Origin of the sequence: Acinetobacter sp. TG2027, assembly GCF_000302435.1 — a bacterium.
Taxonomy (GTDB): Bacteria; Pseudomonadota; Gammaproteobacteria; order Pseudomonadales; family Moraxellaceae; genus Acinetobacter; species Acinetobacter pittii.
The window spans coordinates 250,143-268,591 of record NZ_AMJN01000040.1; the positions used below are offsets into that span (position 1 = coordinate 250,143).

14 protein-coding genes are annotated in these 18,449 nt (G+C 38.8%); 11 read left to right on the top strand and 3 right to left on the bottom strand.

Features of this window, described 5'->3' with window-relative positions:
- The first annotated feature begins 80 nt into the window (after window positions 1-80).
- The 9 genes from B806_RS0110855 (at window position 81) to B806_RS0110895 (ending at window position 11,060) form a co-directional block, all read left to right on the top strand.
- Entirely contained in the window at window positions 81-857 is a 777-nt protein-coding gene (locus B806_RS0110855; RefSeq protein WP_017385441.1) for a HesA/MoeB/ThiF family protein, read from the top strand.
- A gap of 58 nt (window positions 858-915) precedes the next feature.
- Window positions 916-2,214, top strand: a complete 1,299-nt coding sequence (locus B806_RS0110860) for an AarF/UbiB family protein (protein ID WP_002119658.1) — start codon at window positions 916-918, stop codon at window positions 2,212-2,214.
- A 15-nt stretch (window positions 2,215-2,229) separates the two neighbouring features.
- Window positions 2,230-2,610 (top strand): dihydroneopterin aldolase, encoded by a 381-nt coding sequence (gene folB, locus B806_RS0110865; RefSeq protein ID WP_017385440.1) that lies wholly within the window; start codon window positions 2,230-2,232, stop codon window positions 2,608-2,610.
- A complete protein-coding gene (locus B806_RS0110870) occupies window positions 2,567-3,004 on the top strand; it encodes a 2-amino-4-hydroxy-6-hydroxymethyldihydropteridine diphosphokinase (protein WP_000993393.1) in 438 nt (145 codons plus the stop codon). Before folB ends, B806_RS0110870 begins: the two co-directional genes overlap by 44 nt.
- A 258-nt stretch (window positions 3,005-3,262) precedes the next feature.
- Entirely contained in the window at window positions 3,263-4,972 is a 1,710-nt protein-coding gene (gene kdpA / locus B806_RS0110875; RefSeq protein ID WP_017403016.1) for a potassium-transporting ATPase subunit KdpA, read from the top strand.
- Between the two features lie 8 nt (window positions 4,973-4,980).
- The gene (gene kdpB, locus B806_RS0110880) at window positions 4,981-7,020 is read left to right on the top strand and encodes a potassium-transporting ATPase subunit KdpB (RefSeq protein WP_079380963.1); all 2,040 of its coding nucleotides are present in this window, start codon (window positions 4,981-4,983) and stop codon (window positions 7,018-7,020) included.
- A 13-nt stretch (window positions 7,021-7,033) separates the two neighbouring features.
- Window positions 7,034-7,639 carry a potassium-transporting ATPase subunit KdpC gene (gene kdpC, locus B806_RS0110885; protein WP_017385437.1) on the top strand — a complete coding sequence of 202 codons (606 nt, stop codon included), beginning with the start codon at window positions 7,034-7,036 and terminating at the stop codon, window positions 7,637-7,639.
- Between the two features lie 38 nt (window positions 7,640-7,677).
- Window positions 7,678-10,332: a sensor histidine kinase KdpD gene (locus B806_RS0110890; protein WP_017385436.1), complete on the top strand. Its 2,655-nt coding sequence runs from the start codon at window positions 7,678-7,680 to the stop codon at window positions 10,330-10,332.
- Between the two features lie 11 nt (window positions 10,333-10,343).
- Window positions 10,344-11,060, top strand: coding sequence for a response regulator transcription factor (locus B806_RS0110895; protein ID WP_017385435.1), 717 nt, complete (start codon window positions 10,344-10,346; stop codon window positions 11,058-11,060).
- Between the two features lie 77 nt (window positions 11,061-11,137).
- Here B806_RS0110895 and B806_RS0110900 read toward each other — a convergent pair whose 3' ends face one another.
- A complete protein-coding gene (locus B806_RS0110900) occupies window positions 11,138-12,562 on the bottom strand; it encodes a glutamine synthetase family protein (RefSeq protein WP_017403018.1) in 1,425 nt (474 codons plus the stop codon).
- A gap of 405 nt (window positions 12,563-12,967) precedes the next feature.
- Between B806_RS0110900 and B806_RS0110910 the strand changes: the two genes are divergently transcribed.
- Window positions 12,968-13,516: a DUF2799 domain-containing protein gene (locus B806_RS0110910; RefSeq protein ID WP_017385432.1), complete on the top strand. Its 549-nt coding sequence runs from the start codon at window positions 12,968-12,970 to the stop codon at window positions 13,514-13,516.
- 44 nt (window positions 13,517-13,560) lie between these two features.
- On the opposite strand, the gene coq7 is transcribed toward B806_RS0110910, so the two are convergent.
- Window positions 13,561-14,196: a 2-polyprenyl-3-methyl-6-methoxy-1,4-benzoquinone monooxygenase gene (coq7, locus tag B806_RS0110915; RefSeq protein ID WP_017385431.1), complete on the bottom strand. Its 636-nt coding sequence runs from the start codon at window positions 14,194-14,196 to the stop codon at window positions 13,561-13,563.
- Between the two features lie 3 nt (window positions 14,197-14,199).
- Window positions 14,200-15,522, bottom strand: a complete 1,323-nt coding sequence (locus B806_RS0110920; RefSeq protein WP_017385430.1) for an MFS transporter — start codon at window positions 15,520-15,522, stop codon at window positions 14,200-14,202.
- Window positions 15,523-15,688: 166 nt separating this feature from the next.
- Here B806_RS0110920 and B806_RS0110925 point away from each other — a divergent pair, with 166 nt between their 5' ends.
- A complete protein-coding gene (locus B806_RS0110925; RefSeq protein ID WP_017385429.1) occupies window positions 15,689-18,424 on the top strand; it encodes an autotransporter assembly complex family protein in 2,736 nt (911 codons plus the stop codon).
- The last annotated feature ends 25 nt before the right edge of the window (window positions 18,425-18,449 follow it).

Here is an 18,449-nt window from a genome sequence, read left to right on the forward strand (position 1 = left end):
AAGTTGTTTCTATTTTATAGCTTTCATAATAACGAACTTAGTCATAAAATCATTTCGCTTCTAAGTGAAAGGATTAACGTGTGACCGAGCTTCAAGATATCGATTTTGTAGAGTTAAGTGATGAAGAAATGCATCTCTATAGCCGTCAGATTTTACTTGATGGATGGGATATTGAAGCTCAGGAAAAACTCAAACTTGCTAATGTACTGATTGTTGGTGCTGGCGGAATAGGATGTAGTAGTGCAGAGCTACTAGCGCGAGCAGGGATTGGGAAAATTACACTGATTGATGCAGATACGATCGAGATAAGTAATTTACAACGACAAATCGCATTTGGTCATGAAGATGTTGGTCGCTATAAAGCAGAAATTCTAGCTAAACGGTTACAGAAAATTAACCCTTATATCTGTGTTGAATACTACAACGAACGTTTAGACGAACATAACATTGATAGACTTGTTGAACACCAAGATGTGGTTTTAGATGGCTGTGATAATTTTACAACTCGCTATTTGGTAAACGCAGCTTGTAAGAAACATCAAGTCGCATTAATTAGCGCTTCAGCAATTGGTTTTCAGGCGCAAATGTTCATGGTTGAAGGAGATTCAGCTTGTTATGAATGTCTTTTTCCGAAAGAACAGCATAGCAATGAAGGGCTGCGCTGTGCAGAGTCAGGGGTACTTGCAACTACTCCTGTAATGATAGCGTCATTACAAGCACATCACACTTTGCTGTATTTAGGTCTAAATCGTGTACCTTTAAAGCAGAAACTATTATTGTGGGATGGTTTAAATATGACACAACGTATTGTTAGTTTTGATAAAGATGTAAATTGCCCACTTTGTCAGGCAAGCTAATCAGTAAATTAAACAAAATTTGCTACACTCAACCTGAATGATTTGGTTTTGAAGAAATATGAAAAAAAATATTTTGTTTGATGGGCTGCGTTCAGTCGCCCGCATTGGTGAAACAGCAGTGGTTGCGGCCAAAGCTGGAATTAAATACGCAACTGAAAAACCAAGTAATGCCAAACTCATGCGAGAGACTTTTGAGTCACTTGGTTCAACTTATATTAAGCTTGGTCAGTTTATTGCGAGTACGCCATCGCTTTTCCCACGTGAATATGTAGAAGAATTTCAAGGTTGTTTAGACCAAACACCAACACTACCATTTAGTTATATTCAAGGTGTGCTTGCATCTGAATTTGAAGGGCGCGATTTAAGCCAGATTTTTAGCTATATCGATGAAAAGCCATTAGCTTCTGCATCAATTGCTCAGGTTCACGCAGCTAAACTGACGACAGGTGAAGATGTTGTTATTAAAGTACAAAAGCCTGGTGTTGAAACCATTTTATATACAGACTTAAGTGTAGTGCATTGGGCTGCCAAGTTGCTTGAACGTGCAGTACCAAAGATCAAATTCGCAGCTCTTTCTGAAATTGTAGATGAAATTAAAAGCCGTATGGTCCGTGAAGTCGATTTCATTGAAGAAGCACAAAACCTAGATGATTTTGTGGAATATCTTAATATTTCACAAAATAAAGCAGCGACAGCACCTAAAGTTTATCATCAGTTTTCTACACGCCGTGTCTTAACTATGCAGCGTTTATACGGTGTGTCTTTGACAGACTTTAGTGTTGTAAAACAATATGCTAAAGATCCATCGCAAGTACTGATTACTGCCATGAATACATGGTTTGGTAGTCTTATGCTGTGTAAGAGTTTTCATGCTGACTTACATGCTGGGAACCTAATGTTGCTTGAAGATGGGCGTATTGGTTTTATTGATTTTGGTATCGTCGGCCAGTTAAAACCTGAAGTTTGGACTGCATGTATTGCATTTATGGATGCCTTACAAAAAACTGATTATCAGGCAATGGCTGAAAATATGCTGAAAATGGGTATGACCCATAACAAAATTGACGTTCAGGTGTTGGCTCAAGATCTAGAACGTTTGTTTAATGGCGTATTAATGGCCGATCCGCAACAGATCTTGTCTTCAAATCCAGCCGATTTAAATGACATCATGATGGATATGGTAGGTGTAGGCGAACGCCACGGGATTAAATTCCCACGTGATTTTGCTTTATTATTTAAGCAAATGCTTTATTTCGATCGTTTTATGCGCGTACTCGCACCATATACTGATATTTATGCAGACCAGCGTTTGAAAATGGTTCAAAATATGGAACCTGCTTCGTTGTTAAAGCACTAAGGTCAGTTTAAATTTATGGATGCCATTATTATTGAAGGCTTGAAAGTTGAGACAGTGATTGGCTGTTTCAACTGGGAAAGACAAATCATTCAACCTTTAATGTTGGATTTAACCATCCATAATGATTTGAGCCGAGCAGCAGAGTCTGACAAGCTTGAAGACACTCTCAACTATGCGCAGATTTGTGAGTTATCGGCTCAAACCATTCAACAAGCCAAACCTGAATTAATCGAGCATGCAGCACATCTGGTTTTACAATGTTTGTTTGAAACCTTTCCATCAATTGAAAAAATTACCATAACCATCCGTAAGCCAGCCATCATTGCAGAAGCAAATGCTGTAGGAATTCGTCTTGAACGCACCAGAAACAATTTTTGCGCTCGCTCTAGCGAGTAATTTAGACGCAGCACAACACTTTACTTTTGCTTATACGCAATTAGCAACTTTGGGGAAAGTGCAGTTTTCATCTGTTTATCAAATTCCATGCCGAGATGGTATTGGAGATGATTACTGGAACTCAGCGTGTCTATTAAAAAGCACCTTATCATCTGAACAAATTGAATCTTTTTTAAAGAAACTTGAGTCAGATTCTGGGCGTGTTCGACCATCACATCATATTTCTTTAGATGTAGATTTGATTGCATGGGGAAGTGATCTGGACCATATGCAATTTAATTCTAAAAAGCTACCTTTGGCACTCGATGTAAAAATTCCTTTATATGAACTTTGGGATTGTGAAACCTTAAAGGCTGATAGCACACTTTATCCAGTCGTTAATTTTAAAGTTTAATGCCTTTCAAACTAAATTTTACGCAAACTTTACGCGGGTTTTGACTTCTTCAATAGAGAATTTACGGGCATTTTATCGATACTGAAATTCACTAAATTAGTATTATTTCAGGACAATAAAGATGCTTATAAATTCTCAAATGCGCATCTTGCATCAGTCTGGCATTGTCTTATGCGGACTTAAAACAAATGATATTTCTTCATCTCTCCTTATTTCCAGCTTGGCAAATCAAGCCAAGGGATATAGAGGAGAATAGCCATGTTAGAACTTATACTTGTTTTATTTATTGCTATTTTTCTAGCATGGTGCCTCAGTAAATATCTATCCAAAGTGATGGCAAATCAGCCGATGTGGGGTGATGGATTATTTCGCTGGATTGAAAATCCTGTATACCGCTTATTAGGTGTATTTCCACAACAACAAATGAATTGGAAACAATATTCTCTAGCATTTGTTGTGAGCTGTATTTTTCTTGCAGTGGCTATTCTTGCTATTTTTATGACGCAAGCATGGCTACCATTAAACCCAAATCATGCACCAAATATGAGTTGGGATTTAGCGCTACACACTGTTATTTCATTTTTAACAAACACCAACCAACAGCATTATTCTGGTCAGGCTCAGTTATCTTATTTGTCGCAAATGACAGGTATTGTGGGGCTGCAAGTCATTACTCCAATGATGGGGCTGGCTTTGGTTGTTGCGACATTAAGAGCTTTCTTTTATCAGCGTCCAAGCCATATTGCGGCCGATGTTGCCGAACAGCCAGATCAAATTTTAATTGGTAACTATTGGGCGGATGTAATTCGTCCTACAGTTCGCTTTTTGCTTCCACTCTGTTTTGTCTGGTCATTGTTGCTTAACAGCCAAGGCGTGCCAGCAACTTTCCAAGGTGGGCCAGAAGTACAACTTATTGATAAAGCCGATAGCGTTGAAACTCAAAAAATTCCTTTAGGACCAGTTGCGCCAATGGTGGCGATTAAGCAATTAGGTAGTAACGGTGGTGGTTGGTACGGTCCAAATAGTTCTGTGCCTTTAGAAAATCCAACACCATTTTCTAATTTACTAGAAATGATTGCGATCTTACTTATTCCAATCACAGTCATTTTTATGGTCGGGCATTTTACCCAGCGTAAAAAGTTTGCCTACTTTGTGTTTGGTAGCATGCTTTTCATGTCGATTATTTCAGGTGCAGCGGCTGTCTGGTCTGAGAGTATGTCATCGACAGCATCTCAGCTTGCTGTAATGGAAGGTAAAGAACAACGTTTTGGACCAGCCGCATCAGCAGTTTGGGCAGCGTTTACTACACAGGTAAATAACGGCTCGGTCAATATGATGCATGATTCTTCTGCACCGCTTACCGGTTTAGTCGAACTCATTAACATGCTGATTAATGCCATTTGGGGTGGTGTGGGCTGTGGTCTGCAACAGTTTATGATTTATCTGTTACTCGCAGTATTTATTGCAGGTTTAATGACAGGTCGTACCCCTGAATTGTTTGGGCGCAAGATTGAAGCGGCAGAAATTAAGTTGCTCGCGATTATTATCTTGATTCAACCTTTAGTCATTCTTGCATTTACCGCATTAAGCCTCAGCATTCCAAGCATATCTGGAATTAGTAATCCGGGACCACATGGCATTAGCCAAGTGTTCTACGAATATGTCTCTGCATTTGCCAACAATGGTTCAGGTTTTGAAGGTCTTGGAGACAACACTGTATGGTGGAATGTTACTTGTAGTATCACTCTACTGTTAGGACGTTTTCCCACCTTAATTTTGCCATTAATGATTGCAACACGTTTAGCAGCAAAAAGAAAAGCACCCGAAACAGCAGGTAGTCTTCAGGTTGAAACTCCAACCTTTGCTTTAACGCTGATTACGATTGTTGTGTTGCTTACCTTATTACAATTTATGCCAGTTCTTGTCCTTGGGCCTATTGCCGATCAACTTTTGTTGGTTAAAGGCTAAGGAGGCGAGTGAAAATGAATACACAAACTCATGTAAATAGCCATAAACAAACCATGGCAGTGCCAAATTTTGAAGTTTGGAAAAATGCATTTGTGAAACTGCTACCGCAGCATGCAATTAAAAACCCAGTGATGGCAATTGTATGGCTTGGAACAGTGGTTACAGGCATTAGTACAATCTTAGGTTACACCACGCTGTTATTTGGTTTAGTGGTTACAGCAATTCTGTTTATTACCATTTTATTTGCTAACTATGCCGAAGCTGTTGCAGAGGCTAGAGGCCGTGGGCAGGCATCTTCATTACGTGCAGCAAGAGAAAATTTAACGGCTCGAAAGCTTAACTCATTAACAGACCGTCAAGCGACTCAAGTTGCAGCGACCGAACTTCATTTAAATGATTTTATTGAAGTACATGCAGGTGAACTTGTTCCAGCTGACGGTGAGATTGTAGAAGGCTTTGCAACTATTAACGAATCGGCTGTTACAGGTGAGTCTGCACCTGTGCTACGTGAAGCTGGAACAGACCGTTCAGGTGTTATTGGCGGAACCAAAGTTCTTACAGATCGTATTGTTGTGCAAGTGACTGCTGAATCTGGTCAAAGTTTCTTAGACCGTATGATTGCTTTGGTTGAAGGCTCAAATCGCCAGAAAACTCCGAATGAGATTGCGCTTGGCTTCTTGTTAATGGTAATGACAATCACGTTTTTAATTGTCGTGATTAGCTTGCCATTTATTGCCAAGTATTTGCATATTGAACTTGATCCAGTCGTGCTCGTGGCGTTATTGGTCTGCTTGATTCCTACAACCATTGGTGGCTTGTTACCTGCGATTGGTATTGCGGGGATGAACCGTGCACTCAAAGCTAATGTTTTGGCAAAATCAGGTAAAGCTGTCGAAGTTGCGGGCGACATTGATGTGCTTTTACTCGATAAAACAGGAACGATTACTTATGGTGACCGTCAAGCGACCTCTTTTTATCCTTTAACTTCGGTAACCGAGTCTGAGTTGAGAGCTGCTGCTTGGGTAAGTTCACTTGCCGACCCAACACCAGAAGGGAAATCGATTGTTAAGTTAGCAAAAGAGCAAGGGCTAAAACAACAAGAACCTGAGCAAGCCGAATTTATCTCTTTTAGTGCTTCTACCCGAATTTCTGGTATGAATTTACCGAATGGTGACCAAATTCGTAAAGGTGCATTAGATGCAATCTTGAAATTTGTAGATGAGGATTATTCTCAAGATTTAGAATTAAAAGCGCGTGTTGAACAAGTTGCCAAAAAAGGAGCAACACCTTTAGTCATCGCTAATCAACATCATGTGTTGGGTGTGATTGAACTCTCAGATGTGATTAAACACGGCATTAAAGAACGTTTTGCTCGTTTAAGAGAAATGGGTATTAAAACCGTTATGGTTACAGGTGATAACCCATTAACTGCGGCCGCGATTGCTGCTGAAGCTGGTGTAGATGATTATATTGCCGAAGCAAAACCAGAAGACAAATTGGCTTGTATTCGCACCGAACAACAACAAGGTCGTTTAGTTGCAATGGTCGGTGACGGAACCAACGATGCACCAGCATTAGCTCAAGCCGATATTGGCTTAGCGATGAATTCAGGTACACAAGCTGCAAAAGAAGCTGGCAATATGGTCGATTTAGACTCAGACCCAACCAAACTACTTGCTGTGGTCGAGATTGGGAAACAGCAGCTGATTACCCGTGGCGCTTTAACAACATTTTCGTTGGCAAACGACGTCTCTAAATACTTTGCCATCTTGCCTGCATTGTTCGCTGCTGCGATTCCACAAATGCAAGTATTGAATGTAATGCATTTAGCAAGTCCAAACAGCGCGATTTTATCTGCATTAATTTTTAACGCGATTATTATCCCGCTATTAATTCCAATCGCACTACGTGGCGTGAAATTTAAACCTTCAACGGCAACTCAGTTATTACGTCGAAATATGTTGATTTATGGAGTAGGCGGTGTGGTTCTGCCATTCATTGCCATTAAAGCGATTGATGTAGTGATTGTTCAATTATTTGGTTTGTAATCTGGAGTTTGAAATGAAAACTTATGTACAAAATTCAGAAGCAAATTTGGGTCAGACCTTAAGAGCATCTTTGGGATTATTAATTTTTACCTTAGTTGGCTGTGGCGCTGCTTATAGTGCGATTGCTACAGGTGCGGGACAGATGTTATTTAACAATCAAGCGAATGGTAGTTTGATTGAAATAGATCATAAAGTTTTAGGGTCAAAATTAGTTGCTCAGCCATTTGTTGGAGAGGCTTATTTTCATCCACGCCCTTCAGCAGTCGCTTATGACCCGATGGCGATGGCAGGTACAAACTTAGCTCGTACTAATCCTGAATTACAGCAACAAATTGATGCTCAGATTCTTGCGGTGAAAAAACAAGATCACACAGGTAATACACCGATTCCAAGCGATTTAGTGACTAAATCTGGTAGTGGTATTGATCCGCATATTAGTCCTGAATCTGCTCAGTTACAGGTTGCTCGAGTGGCTCAAGCTCGTGATTTAGGCCCTAAGGTTGTGGAAGAGCTTTTGCAAAAGTATGTTGAACCGAAGCAGTTTGGTGTACTAGGGCAAGCTCGTGTTAATGTATTACAGCTCAATATTGCTTTAGATCAATTACAATCTACACATTAACTTAAAAATAAAGTTATTAGTTTACCGGATGATATCAAGTGCAAAGCAATCGCGAAAATCAGGCTGAGGCCTTATTAAATCATGTCAACAGATATCAAGCCGGTCGACTAACGGTCTTTCTTGGTGCGGCACCTGGTGTAGGAAAAACTTATGCCATGCTCGCCCGCGCCAAAGAATTATTTCAACAGGGCACAGATGTTGTTGTTGGTATTGTTGAAACCCATGGAAGAATCGAAACTCTAAAAATTTTGGAAGGGTTGCCTCAGATTGCTAGAAAAGAAATGCAATATCAGGGGCATATTTTAGAAGAAATGGACTTGGATGCTATTTTACTTAGGCATCCGCAAATCGTTTTGGTTGATGAATTGGCTCATCGCAACGTCCCAAATAGTCGTCATGAACGACGGTGGCAAGATGTTAATGAGTTGCTAGATGCTGGTATTAATGTATTTACCACTATAAATATTCAACATTTAGAAAGCCTGAATGATGTGGTCTACCAAATTACGGGCATTCGAGTAAATGAAACGGTACCAGATCGGGTATTTGACCGTATTCGAGATATTCGCTTAATTGATTTACCCGTCAGTGAGCTCATTGAAAGGCTCCACCAAGGAAAAGTCTATGTGCCAGAGCAAGCAAATCTGGCATTACAAGGCTTTTTTAGCATTTCAAATTTAACGGCATTACGTGAACTGGCAATGCAATGCGTTGCTGAGCATGTCGATTCAGACTTAAAAGAGAGTTATGCCTCAAAGGGTTTGAAATCTATATCATTACAAAATGAATTGATGATTGCGATAGATGGGCAAGGCTCTTCTGAATATTTAGTAAGGGCAGGTTGCCGTTTAGCGGAACGTAATGGTGCTACATGGACGGTGGTGAATGTTGCTAAAAGTCTGGACTTTGGACAGAGTTCAGTTAGTTCTTATAAAAAAGAATACATTGAGATTGACCGCGCCTTTGAGTTGGCTCGACAACTCGGTGGTCGAACCGAGGTTTTATATGGGCATCGAGTTGCGTCAGTGTTAATGGATGCCGCCGTTGACCGAGGAATTTCCAATCTTGTCATTGGTAAAAGTATTTCACCGTGGTGGTTAAAGTTATTTAAGAAAAATTTAGCTCAGCAATTATTAAATCAAGAAAACTCGATTGCTTTAACCATTTTGCACCCAGAACAGGGCACTAAAAAGATTAATCAGCTCGAAAAACCTTCATTTTTATCATTAAAAGAAAGCATTTTTGTTTTAGCTGTGACGTGCGGTAGCATTTTTCTAGCTCACTTCGCCGAAGCTCTATTTGGTATTGAAGACTTCTCTGTCATCTTTATTATTTCTGTTTTAATTGTTGCAACTAAAACTCGAATGTTAGCTGCCGTAGTGGCAGCCTTAATATGTTTCTTGGCCTATAATTTTTTCTTTATTGCACCGCGTTATACCTTTCAGATTTCAGCACACCAAGGGGTAGTCACCGTTGTTGCTTTTTTTGCAGCAGCTTTAATTGCTGGCCGTTTAGCTTCTCAGTTACGCCAGCAAGTTTTGTCTTTAAAAGCTGCGAATGCTTACACTACGGTAATGCAAGACTTGGCGCGTAAGCTTTCTAGTGCAGTAAACCTTGAAGAAGTCATGCAAACAGGACGTATGACTTTAGAAACACAACTTCAAACTAAAGTGTGGATTTCTATTCGAGATAAGGTAATTTCATCTGATATTGAGCTAAATGATAAAGAAAAAGTAGCCGCAGAATGGTGTTTGAAACACAAGCAGCCATGTGGACGTTTTACCGATACTCTTAGTCAATCAAACTGGTGGTTTTTACCTCTTTTAGAACAAAAAAATAGCCTAGGTATTGTGGGAATTTACTTTAAGGATGAAGTGGTTTCCTTAAATTTTGAGCAAAAGAAACTGACTGAAAGTGTAATTGAGTATATTGCACAGGCAGTACTTCGAACCCAATTGGTGAATGAGCTTGAACAAGCAAAAGTCACCAGTGAAACAGAGCGCTTACGTTCTGCTTTATTATCTTCGGTATCGCATGATTTACGCTCGCCACTCGCTTCTATTATTGGGGCAGCAGACACACTTGCCAATTTTAAAGCTGAAATGTCAGAACAAGACCAGCAAGATTTACTTGAAACAATTCATTTGGAAGGTGAGCGCTTAGACCGTTATATTCAGAACTTGCTTGATATGACCCGTTTGGGACATGAAGGCTTATCTCTAAAAAGAGACTGGATTGGGGTAGATGAATTAATTGGTTCGGCAACCCGCCGTTTAAAGCGTTATAAACCAGATACACAAGTGGTCGTTCAGTTACCTGAGCAACAAATTAGTTTATATGTTCACCCAGCACTGGTAGAACAAGCTATTTTTAATGTTTTAGAAAATGCCGCAAACTTTTCACCTCCAGATGAACCAGTCATGATTCGTGCTCATCTTGTGTCAGAAGATGAAGTAAAAATTGAAATTGAAGATAGAGGAGCGGGAATTCCTGAAGACGAAAGACATCGTATTTTCGATATGTTTTACACGATGGAACGAGGAGACCGTGGAAAGTTTGGTACTGGTTTAGGACTTACAATCGTAAAAGCGATTATTGGTGCTCATATGGGTACAATAGAAGCATTTTCAGGGCGCCAAAATAAAGGTACTTTAATTCAAATCAGATTACCCATTCACCCAGTAAAAGAATAAGTTGTAAATTCATGATAAGTTCCGAAACCTCGCCTGTAGAAACACGTATTGTGATTATTGATGATGAGCCTCAAATTCGTAAATTTCTAGACATTGCTTTAAGAACTCAAAAATACAAAACCACGCTCTGCGAAACGGGTTACAAAGGCCTAGAGGCTTTGGCAACCCAAGGGGCTGATTTGGTTATTTTAGACTTAGGCTTACCCGATTTAGATGGAAAAGAAGTGCTTCAAGAATTACGTAGCTGGTCGAACGTTCCCGTTATTGTGTTATCTGTACGTGCTGATGAATATGAAAAAGTTACTTTGCTAGATGCTGGTGCAAATGACTACATGACCAAGCCTTTTAGTGTGCAAGAGCTTTTGGCGCGCATTCGTGTCATCTTAAGAAATCAACCAATCCAGCAAGAAGCACATATTTATGACGATGGTTATCTTAAAGTCGATGTCATGCAACGTTTAGTTTGGATCGAGCAACAACCAATTACTTTAACTCGAAAAGAGTTTCAACTTTTGACGTTATTAATGCGCTATCAAGGGCAGCTTTTAACACAACCACAGCTCTTAAAAGAACTATGGGGGCCAACCCATCAGGAAGATACTCACTATTTACGTATTTTAGTGGGCAAGTTACGTAGTAAACTGGGGGATAACGCGATTCAGCCACGTTATATTGCTACTGAACCAGGTGTTGGGTTACGTTTTTTAGCTAAACAGAAAAATCATTAATTAGATATAAAAAAAACCTTAGGGTATTTCTCCCTAAGGGTTTGCAAAGTGGTTTATAGTTTTTTTGCTCTTTTTATTTATATATCCCAATGTTGTTCTGCTTCAGTCATTTGACTGTAAATATTTTGATATTCAGCCTGTTTAACCATGTACCAATGTTCTACAAAGTCTGCCCCTAAATACCCTTTTAAAATAAGACTTCCTTTAAATATTTTTAAGGCTTCCGGCTGATTGTTAGCTAATAAAATGTGCTCATCTTGAAATTTTAAAAGATGTGCAGGTTTTGGTAGCGGTAACTTATGAGATAAGCCATAAGACGCGCCCGCTAAAATAGTCGCTGTAACGAGATAGGGGTTACAGTCAGCTCCAGCAACACGATATTCTAAGCGTTGATTTTGTACATCTGAGCATGGAATTCGGATTGCAACATTACGATTATTGGTATCCCAATTGGCTTCTAATGGCACGTGATGACCAATTTTAAAACGTCTATAAGAATTAATATTAGGCGCTAAAATCGCCATAGATGCAGGCATTAACTCAATGAGTCCGCTAATCGCGCTGAGTAATTTGGTAGAAAGCTCATCTTTTTCTTCTTCTGAGCTAAATATATTTCCATGGTATTGATTAAGCATACTCATATGAAAATGCATGCCACTACCAGCTTTTGCCAAGTTCGGTTTCGCCATGAAACAAGCAGTTAAGTCATGTTTTCTTGCGACTTGCTTTACAATTCTTTTTAAAGCATGAATTTGATCGCAGAGTTTTAAAATGTCATGGCTGTGTTGAAGATTTAATTCGTATTGTCCAGGGGATGATTCCGCAACAATTGCGGTAATTTCAATAGATTGAAGTAGGGCTGCTTTCTCAACTTCATCTAGGACTTGCTGATAGTTATTTGGCGCATCTATATCAAAACATTGGTTTTCTGAACATGTCTCGAATTGATGCTGAGGTGAGAAAAGGTAAAACTCTAGCTCGGCAGCCATGACAGGGAAATAATTATTAGTATGTAACTGATTTAATAATTTTTTTAATATATTGCGTGGTTCATAGCGACAGTCTGAACCATCTTCTTCTTGCATGGATAGGTAAAGCTGAGCATTTAATTCTGGGGATAAGGCACTTGGTTGCAAGCTGCCTAAAATGGGTAGGCAAAGTCTATCTGGTTCACCAATATATTTTCCCAAGCCTGTTTCTTCAATCACTTTTCCATCCAGACTCATGGCATAAACAGAAAGAGGAAAATAACATCCATTAGATAGATTTTTCAGACTCTTAACGTCAATACGTTTGCCACGAATATGCCCGTTTAAGTCGTGCAGATAAATATCAATGTGCTGAGTGTGTGGATATAAGCTTAAATATTCATCAACTTCTTTTAAAAAAAGATCTGATTGGAAAGTACCAGATTGTGTCGGAGGAATAAAATTATCTGATATTTTAAATGCCTTAAAGTGAGGATCTTTTAAGTTTAAATTTGGGTAAATAAGTGTACTCATTATAAAAAACCTTGGTGGTTATTTAGCTAAAATCCTAACGTAGCCTTTGAAGGAAATCGCGTAAAAAAAGAGTAAAGATGGTTGAACAATATTTTATGAGTAATTTGATTTTTTATATTTATAATCAATATATTGAGTCTCATGTTTATTATCAATTTTTAAAGTAAAATTAGCGTATAAGAGCAGTCGGCGCATTATAAAATTCTACTGATTTCTCTTGTTTAAATTAAATAAAACTAAAAATTTAAGCTTCTCATTTGGTGAGATGGTCAAACTGCTTTAAACTTAAATGCTTATCCAGTTAAACATTTATTTATAAATCTTGAATTGAGCAAGGCTTATATAGCACATGTACTGGAATTTTATTTTTTGCGTTTTTTAATTTTATTTTTGAGTTTTCTTAATATGAAAAATATCGGTTTAGCCATTTTAGCAATCAGCCTTTCAGGTTGTGCTGCAATGAGCGTAGAAGAATGTAAGACTGCGAATTGGCCATTAGTGGGTGAGAAAGATGGTTCAAAGGGATCTTCGCCACGTTTAGATCAATATTATAAAGCGTGTGGAAAAGCCAATATTGTTCCAGATCAAAAGTCATATGAACGTGGATATAAAGAAGGCTTAGGGTATTATTGCCAGCCATCAAATATTTTTTATAACGCTTTAGAGGGTAACGGCAATATTAATGTATGCCCAATCGAGCAGCGTAATCGTTTAAGACCTTATTATCGAGCAGCTTCCGATTACTACAATGCAAAAAATGAATATGACCGTTATGATGAAAAGTTTAAGCAATATTCTAATAATGCTTACAACGAAAAATTAAAGCCAGAAGAGCGCGAACGCTATCGTAAACTTTTAAGAGAATTACAAATTGATCGTGACCGTATTAACAGAAACTATTGGAATTCAATTCGAGATATCGAACGTTTCAAATATGATCACGGCTTAAAATAATATTTAAAACAGGATTGATCCGAATGAGATCAATCCTTTGGTTTTTAAAGATAATAACTCGTTTTTGTCATTAACTTTGAAATAGCAGTCATCGTAATTTTTACTGCATATGGTAATTCAACACCGCCTGCTTCAAGTGCAGTATGACGGTGATGCAATTCATCTTCATTCATTTGCTCTAAAATTTTACGAGAACGTTCATCTTGAGCGGGTAACTGGTTCAAGTGATCTTGTAAATGCAGACTAACCTGACGTTCAGTTTCAGCAACAAAACCTAAGCTATATTTATCACCTGCAATACCGGCAAGGGCACCCATGCCATATGACAACCCGTACCAGATTGGGTTTAACAAACTTGTATGACTGTTTAATTCTTTTAAACGATCTTCACACCAAGCTAAATGATCTTGTTCTTCAATCGCTGCTTGTTGCATTTCTTGGCGTACATTTGGCAATTTCGCCGTTAAGGCTTGCCCATGGTACAGTGCTTGAGCACATACTTCACCACTGTGGTTAACACGCATTAAACCTGCGACATGGCGAGCATCTTCTACACCAAGTTTTGTTTCTACTGTTTCAGATGGATTTTGACGCTGTGCTGCTGTTGCACCCGGAACAAGACTACGCAATGCCTGATCAAATGAGTTAATAAGTTGATCAATTCCAGTATAGTGGCGCATAAATTAGTCCTCTAAAGAAAGGTGGGCTGTGGCAAGCATTGGTTTTAGTCTAGCGAGAAGCCAGATACTAAAGATTGCACTAAGTACAGCTGTAATAATAAATAGTATTTTAATATCAATTTTTAAAACACTTAAGATTAAGATTGAAAAAATTGCAGAAGAAACCATAAAAACGGCATTTAGGATGTTATTCGCTGCAACAACACGTGCACGATGTGAACGTGGTGAATAAGCCTGCATCATGGCATATAGGGGAACAATATAAAAACCGCCACTAATACCCAATAAAGTCACAGCAATCATGACATGGTAGTAAACCCAGCCTTGGGTAAAAACGTCTTTTAAGGTAAGCAATGCTCCGGTTCTTTCTGGTACAAAAGCTAAACTGGCAGCAAGGTAGAGCGCAAAAACAGTAAGGCCAACTGCACCAATCGGCACCATTTTAATATTAATTTCTGAACCACCAATTTTACGGCAAAGAAGAGAACCCACACCAATACCGACTGAAAAGAAAGTCAGTAACAGGCTAACGACATTTTCTGATGCATGAAGGTTTTGCTGGGTAAGCTGCGGAATTTGAGTTAAATAAGTCGCGCCATAAAACCAGTACCATGAGTTGCCTAGCAAAATTGTGAATACTAGCGGTAAGCTTTTGGCATATTTAATGGTTTGAAAGCTGGTACGGATGAAATTCCAGTCAATCTTTAAGTCAGGTGCAGCAACTTTTTGCGGCAAAATGAAGCGACTAAATAAATAGCCTATGCAAGCAATAGCCACTACGGTGATACTAATCCACAATAAATTACCATCTGATGAGGCAATTACGGCGCCACCTAAGATCATCCCGAACAAGATCGCCATGGATGTGCCGGATTGAAATAGCGCATTACCGGACATTAACTCGTTCGGTTTTAAGATTTCAGGCAAAATTGCGTATTTAATCGGGCCGAAGAACGTCGAATGTGTACCCATCAAAAATAAAGCAAAAAGAAGTAGCCATAAGTTTCCTAACAGGAAACCTGCAGTACCGATGAGCATAATGATGATTTCTAAAATTTTAATACCACGGACGAGTTGAGATCGTTCGTATTTGTCGGCGATTTGTCCAGCTGTGGCTGAAAAAAAGAAATATGGCAGAATAAACAAGAGGGCTGCCAAATTATTAAGAGTACTTACGGGAGCAGATTGTTGCTGAATCCATCCATAAGTAATCACCAATAATAAAGCTTGCTTAAAAACGTTATCATTTAATGCGCCAAAAAACTGGGTAAAAAACATCGGTACAAACCGACGTGAGGTCATCAGGTGCTCATCTTGTTTCATCATGTGCAAACTTCATTGTGTTTTATAAAAAAATGTGACCGAGTGTTAATTTGCATCGAAAACCATGTATGATATTTTTAACGCTTGATTAAATGAAAAATCAATGGTTTTGAGTGAGTTTTACACTCACATTGGTGCGTTTTATTAAAAAATAAGTCTAGAGTTTTCTATGCCTTCTAAAATTAAGTTTAAACAGTCAACTCTCTCACATTCTATGCATTTAATTTTAAAAATGCAGGGCATTCCTAAACTTATTTGTAGCAGCTTGTTGTTAAGCGTTTGCGTAACGCCAAGTTTTGCTCAAACTTCTGTTGAGAATAGTTCATCAACAACTTTAAACCAGACAGTATCTGATGAGTCAACTGAACAATCAGCTCAGGTTAACGAGCAATATACTGCTCCAGTTACAGATATCGCTACACTTGTAACCCAAGCTCAGCAGCAACAAGATAGCTTGGCTATATTGCAACAACAAGAACAATTTCCAAATCAAATTGATGAATTTAAGCCAATTACTCTTGATAATCTTGAAGATTTACCCGATATGCCTGTTGATCAAAACATGGCAAATGAAATTTATAGGGTAGCGGAAGAAGCGAAGAATGAAGCACAGAACTTTCAAAATGGAACTCAGAAACTCCCTGAAGTTACTGTAAGCGATGCAACTCAATCTGAATTAAATCAAATTAATCAGGCACCTGTAAATATTGATCAGCTTATGCAAGAGATTAAGTCTGATAGTAAGATTGTAGTTGAAGCCAATGAGACTGGAAAAACACTGCCTGAATTGACACCAGAGGCCGAAGAACCACCTGAGCAAGCTGGTTTCTTTAAGCGTATTTTAAATAAAGTACGTCCACCGCGTGCAATTCCGATGGAACAAGTACCGCGTATTAGCGCAGAGGTAGAAGGTGCTTCAGATGTGTTAGCTAAAAATATTAAAGGTAAGTTGTCAACTTTTACTCAAGAATCTTTTGAAGACTTTAATGCTGCTTTACCTCAGCTTAGAACATTAAGTAATCAGGCTGCTCAAGCTGTTGGGTACTATAATGCTGAGTTCCGATTTGAAAAATTAAGTCCGAGTCGTGTTCGTGTCAGAGTGACACCAAATGAACCAGTACGAATTAATGAGCAAAATATTGAGTTTACAGGTCCAGGCGAAAAGCAGCCGCAATTTCAGGTTATTCGCTTAGTTCCTGATCAAGATGTGGGTGATATCTTTAATCACGGTTTATATGAAACCACTAAAACCCGTATTGTCGACGCAGCATCTGATAACGGTTATTTTGATGCTTATTGGCGATTGCATGATGTAAAAGTAAGTCAGCCAGAAAATAAGGCCGATATTAATTTACGCTACGAGACAGGTGAGCGTTATAAATTAGATAAGGTCGAGTTTCGTATGAGCGATCCTTCGAAACCTTTGCCATTAAATCAAAATATCTTAGAAAGTATGGCGCCTTGGAAAGAAGGTGATGACTATGCTTTCTGGCGTGTAAACGTGCTCGCGAATAACTTAACCAACTCGCGTTATTTTAATTACACCTTGGTTGATAGCATTAAACCAGATCCAATTGAAAAGCCACTTGAGCTACCACCAGATTTACAAGCTTTGGTGGATGAGCAAAATATTGATGTTGATGAGTCTAATTTACTTTCACCAGAACAAAGACAACTTGCAAAAGCTCGTCAATTAGCTACCTCCAATAAAGAAGTTACGCAAAACGTAGTCGATGAAAAACAGTTTGCTGGAACACAAAATGCAAAACAGGCAGAGCCTCAAACTGCGATGTTGCAAAGCGCCGCAGCTCAGCATGATGAACAGGAAACTGAACAGGATCGTTTACAAGCTCAAGCACGTGAAACAAAAAGAATTCCAGTTATTGTGACTTTAAATGCTGACAAGCTAAATAGTTTGGAAACTGGTATTGGTTATGGAACCGATACGGGGGCGCGTTTACGTAGTCAATATCGCCGTTCTATCGTAAATAAATATGGCCATTCTTTTGATGCCAACTTAGAAGTTTCTGAAATTCGTCAATCGATTGATGGTCGATATAGTATTCCCTATAAACATCCGTTAAATGACTATTTCAATATCGTTGGCGGTTATGAGCGTGAAACACGGGATGATATTGGTCCAGATGTAAGCCTGTTAACCGAATCTGCTGTCGTGGGCGGGGAGCGCGTAATCAAACGTCCATTAGGAAATTGGCAGCATACTATTGGTGTTCGTTATCGTTTAGACCGTTTGACCCAAAAAGGTAATGTTGATATTTCTGAATTACCAGATGCTTTTAAAACAGCTGCATCTGAGCAAGAAGCATTATTGTTTAGTTATGAAACATCTAAAACCTCAAGTAATACACGTTTAAACCCAACAAAAGCTTTTAAACAAACTTATAAATTAGAATTAGGCAGCGAGAGTTTACTGTCAGATGCCAATATGGCAATTGCGAGTGCAGGCTGGAGATTTATTTATTCTCTAGGTGAAAATGATGATCACCAATTCGTCGGAAGATCTGACCTCAGCTATATCTTTACAGATGATTTTGACAAAGTTCCATACAATCTTAGATTCTTTACGGGTGGTGACCAAACAATTCGTGGATTTGACTATAAAAGTCTTTCACCAGAAGTAGATGGATATAAAATTGGGGGCCAAGCTTTAGCTGTAGGCTCTTTAGAATATAACTATCAGTTCAAAGACGGATGGCGAGCAGCTGTTTTCTCTGACTTTGGTAATGCTTATGATAAAGATTTCAGTAATCCAGCAGCTTATAGCGTTGGTGTCGGAATTCGCTGGAAGTCTCCAATCGGCCCAATCCGTTTAGATGTAGCTTCGGGTATTTCAGATGAGAACCATCCGATTCGTTTACATTTCTTTATAGGCCCACAACTTTAAAAATAAAATTTTATTAGGTTTATTT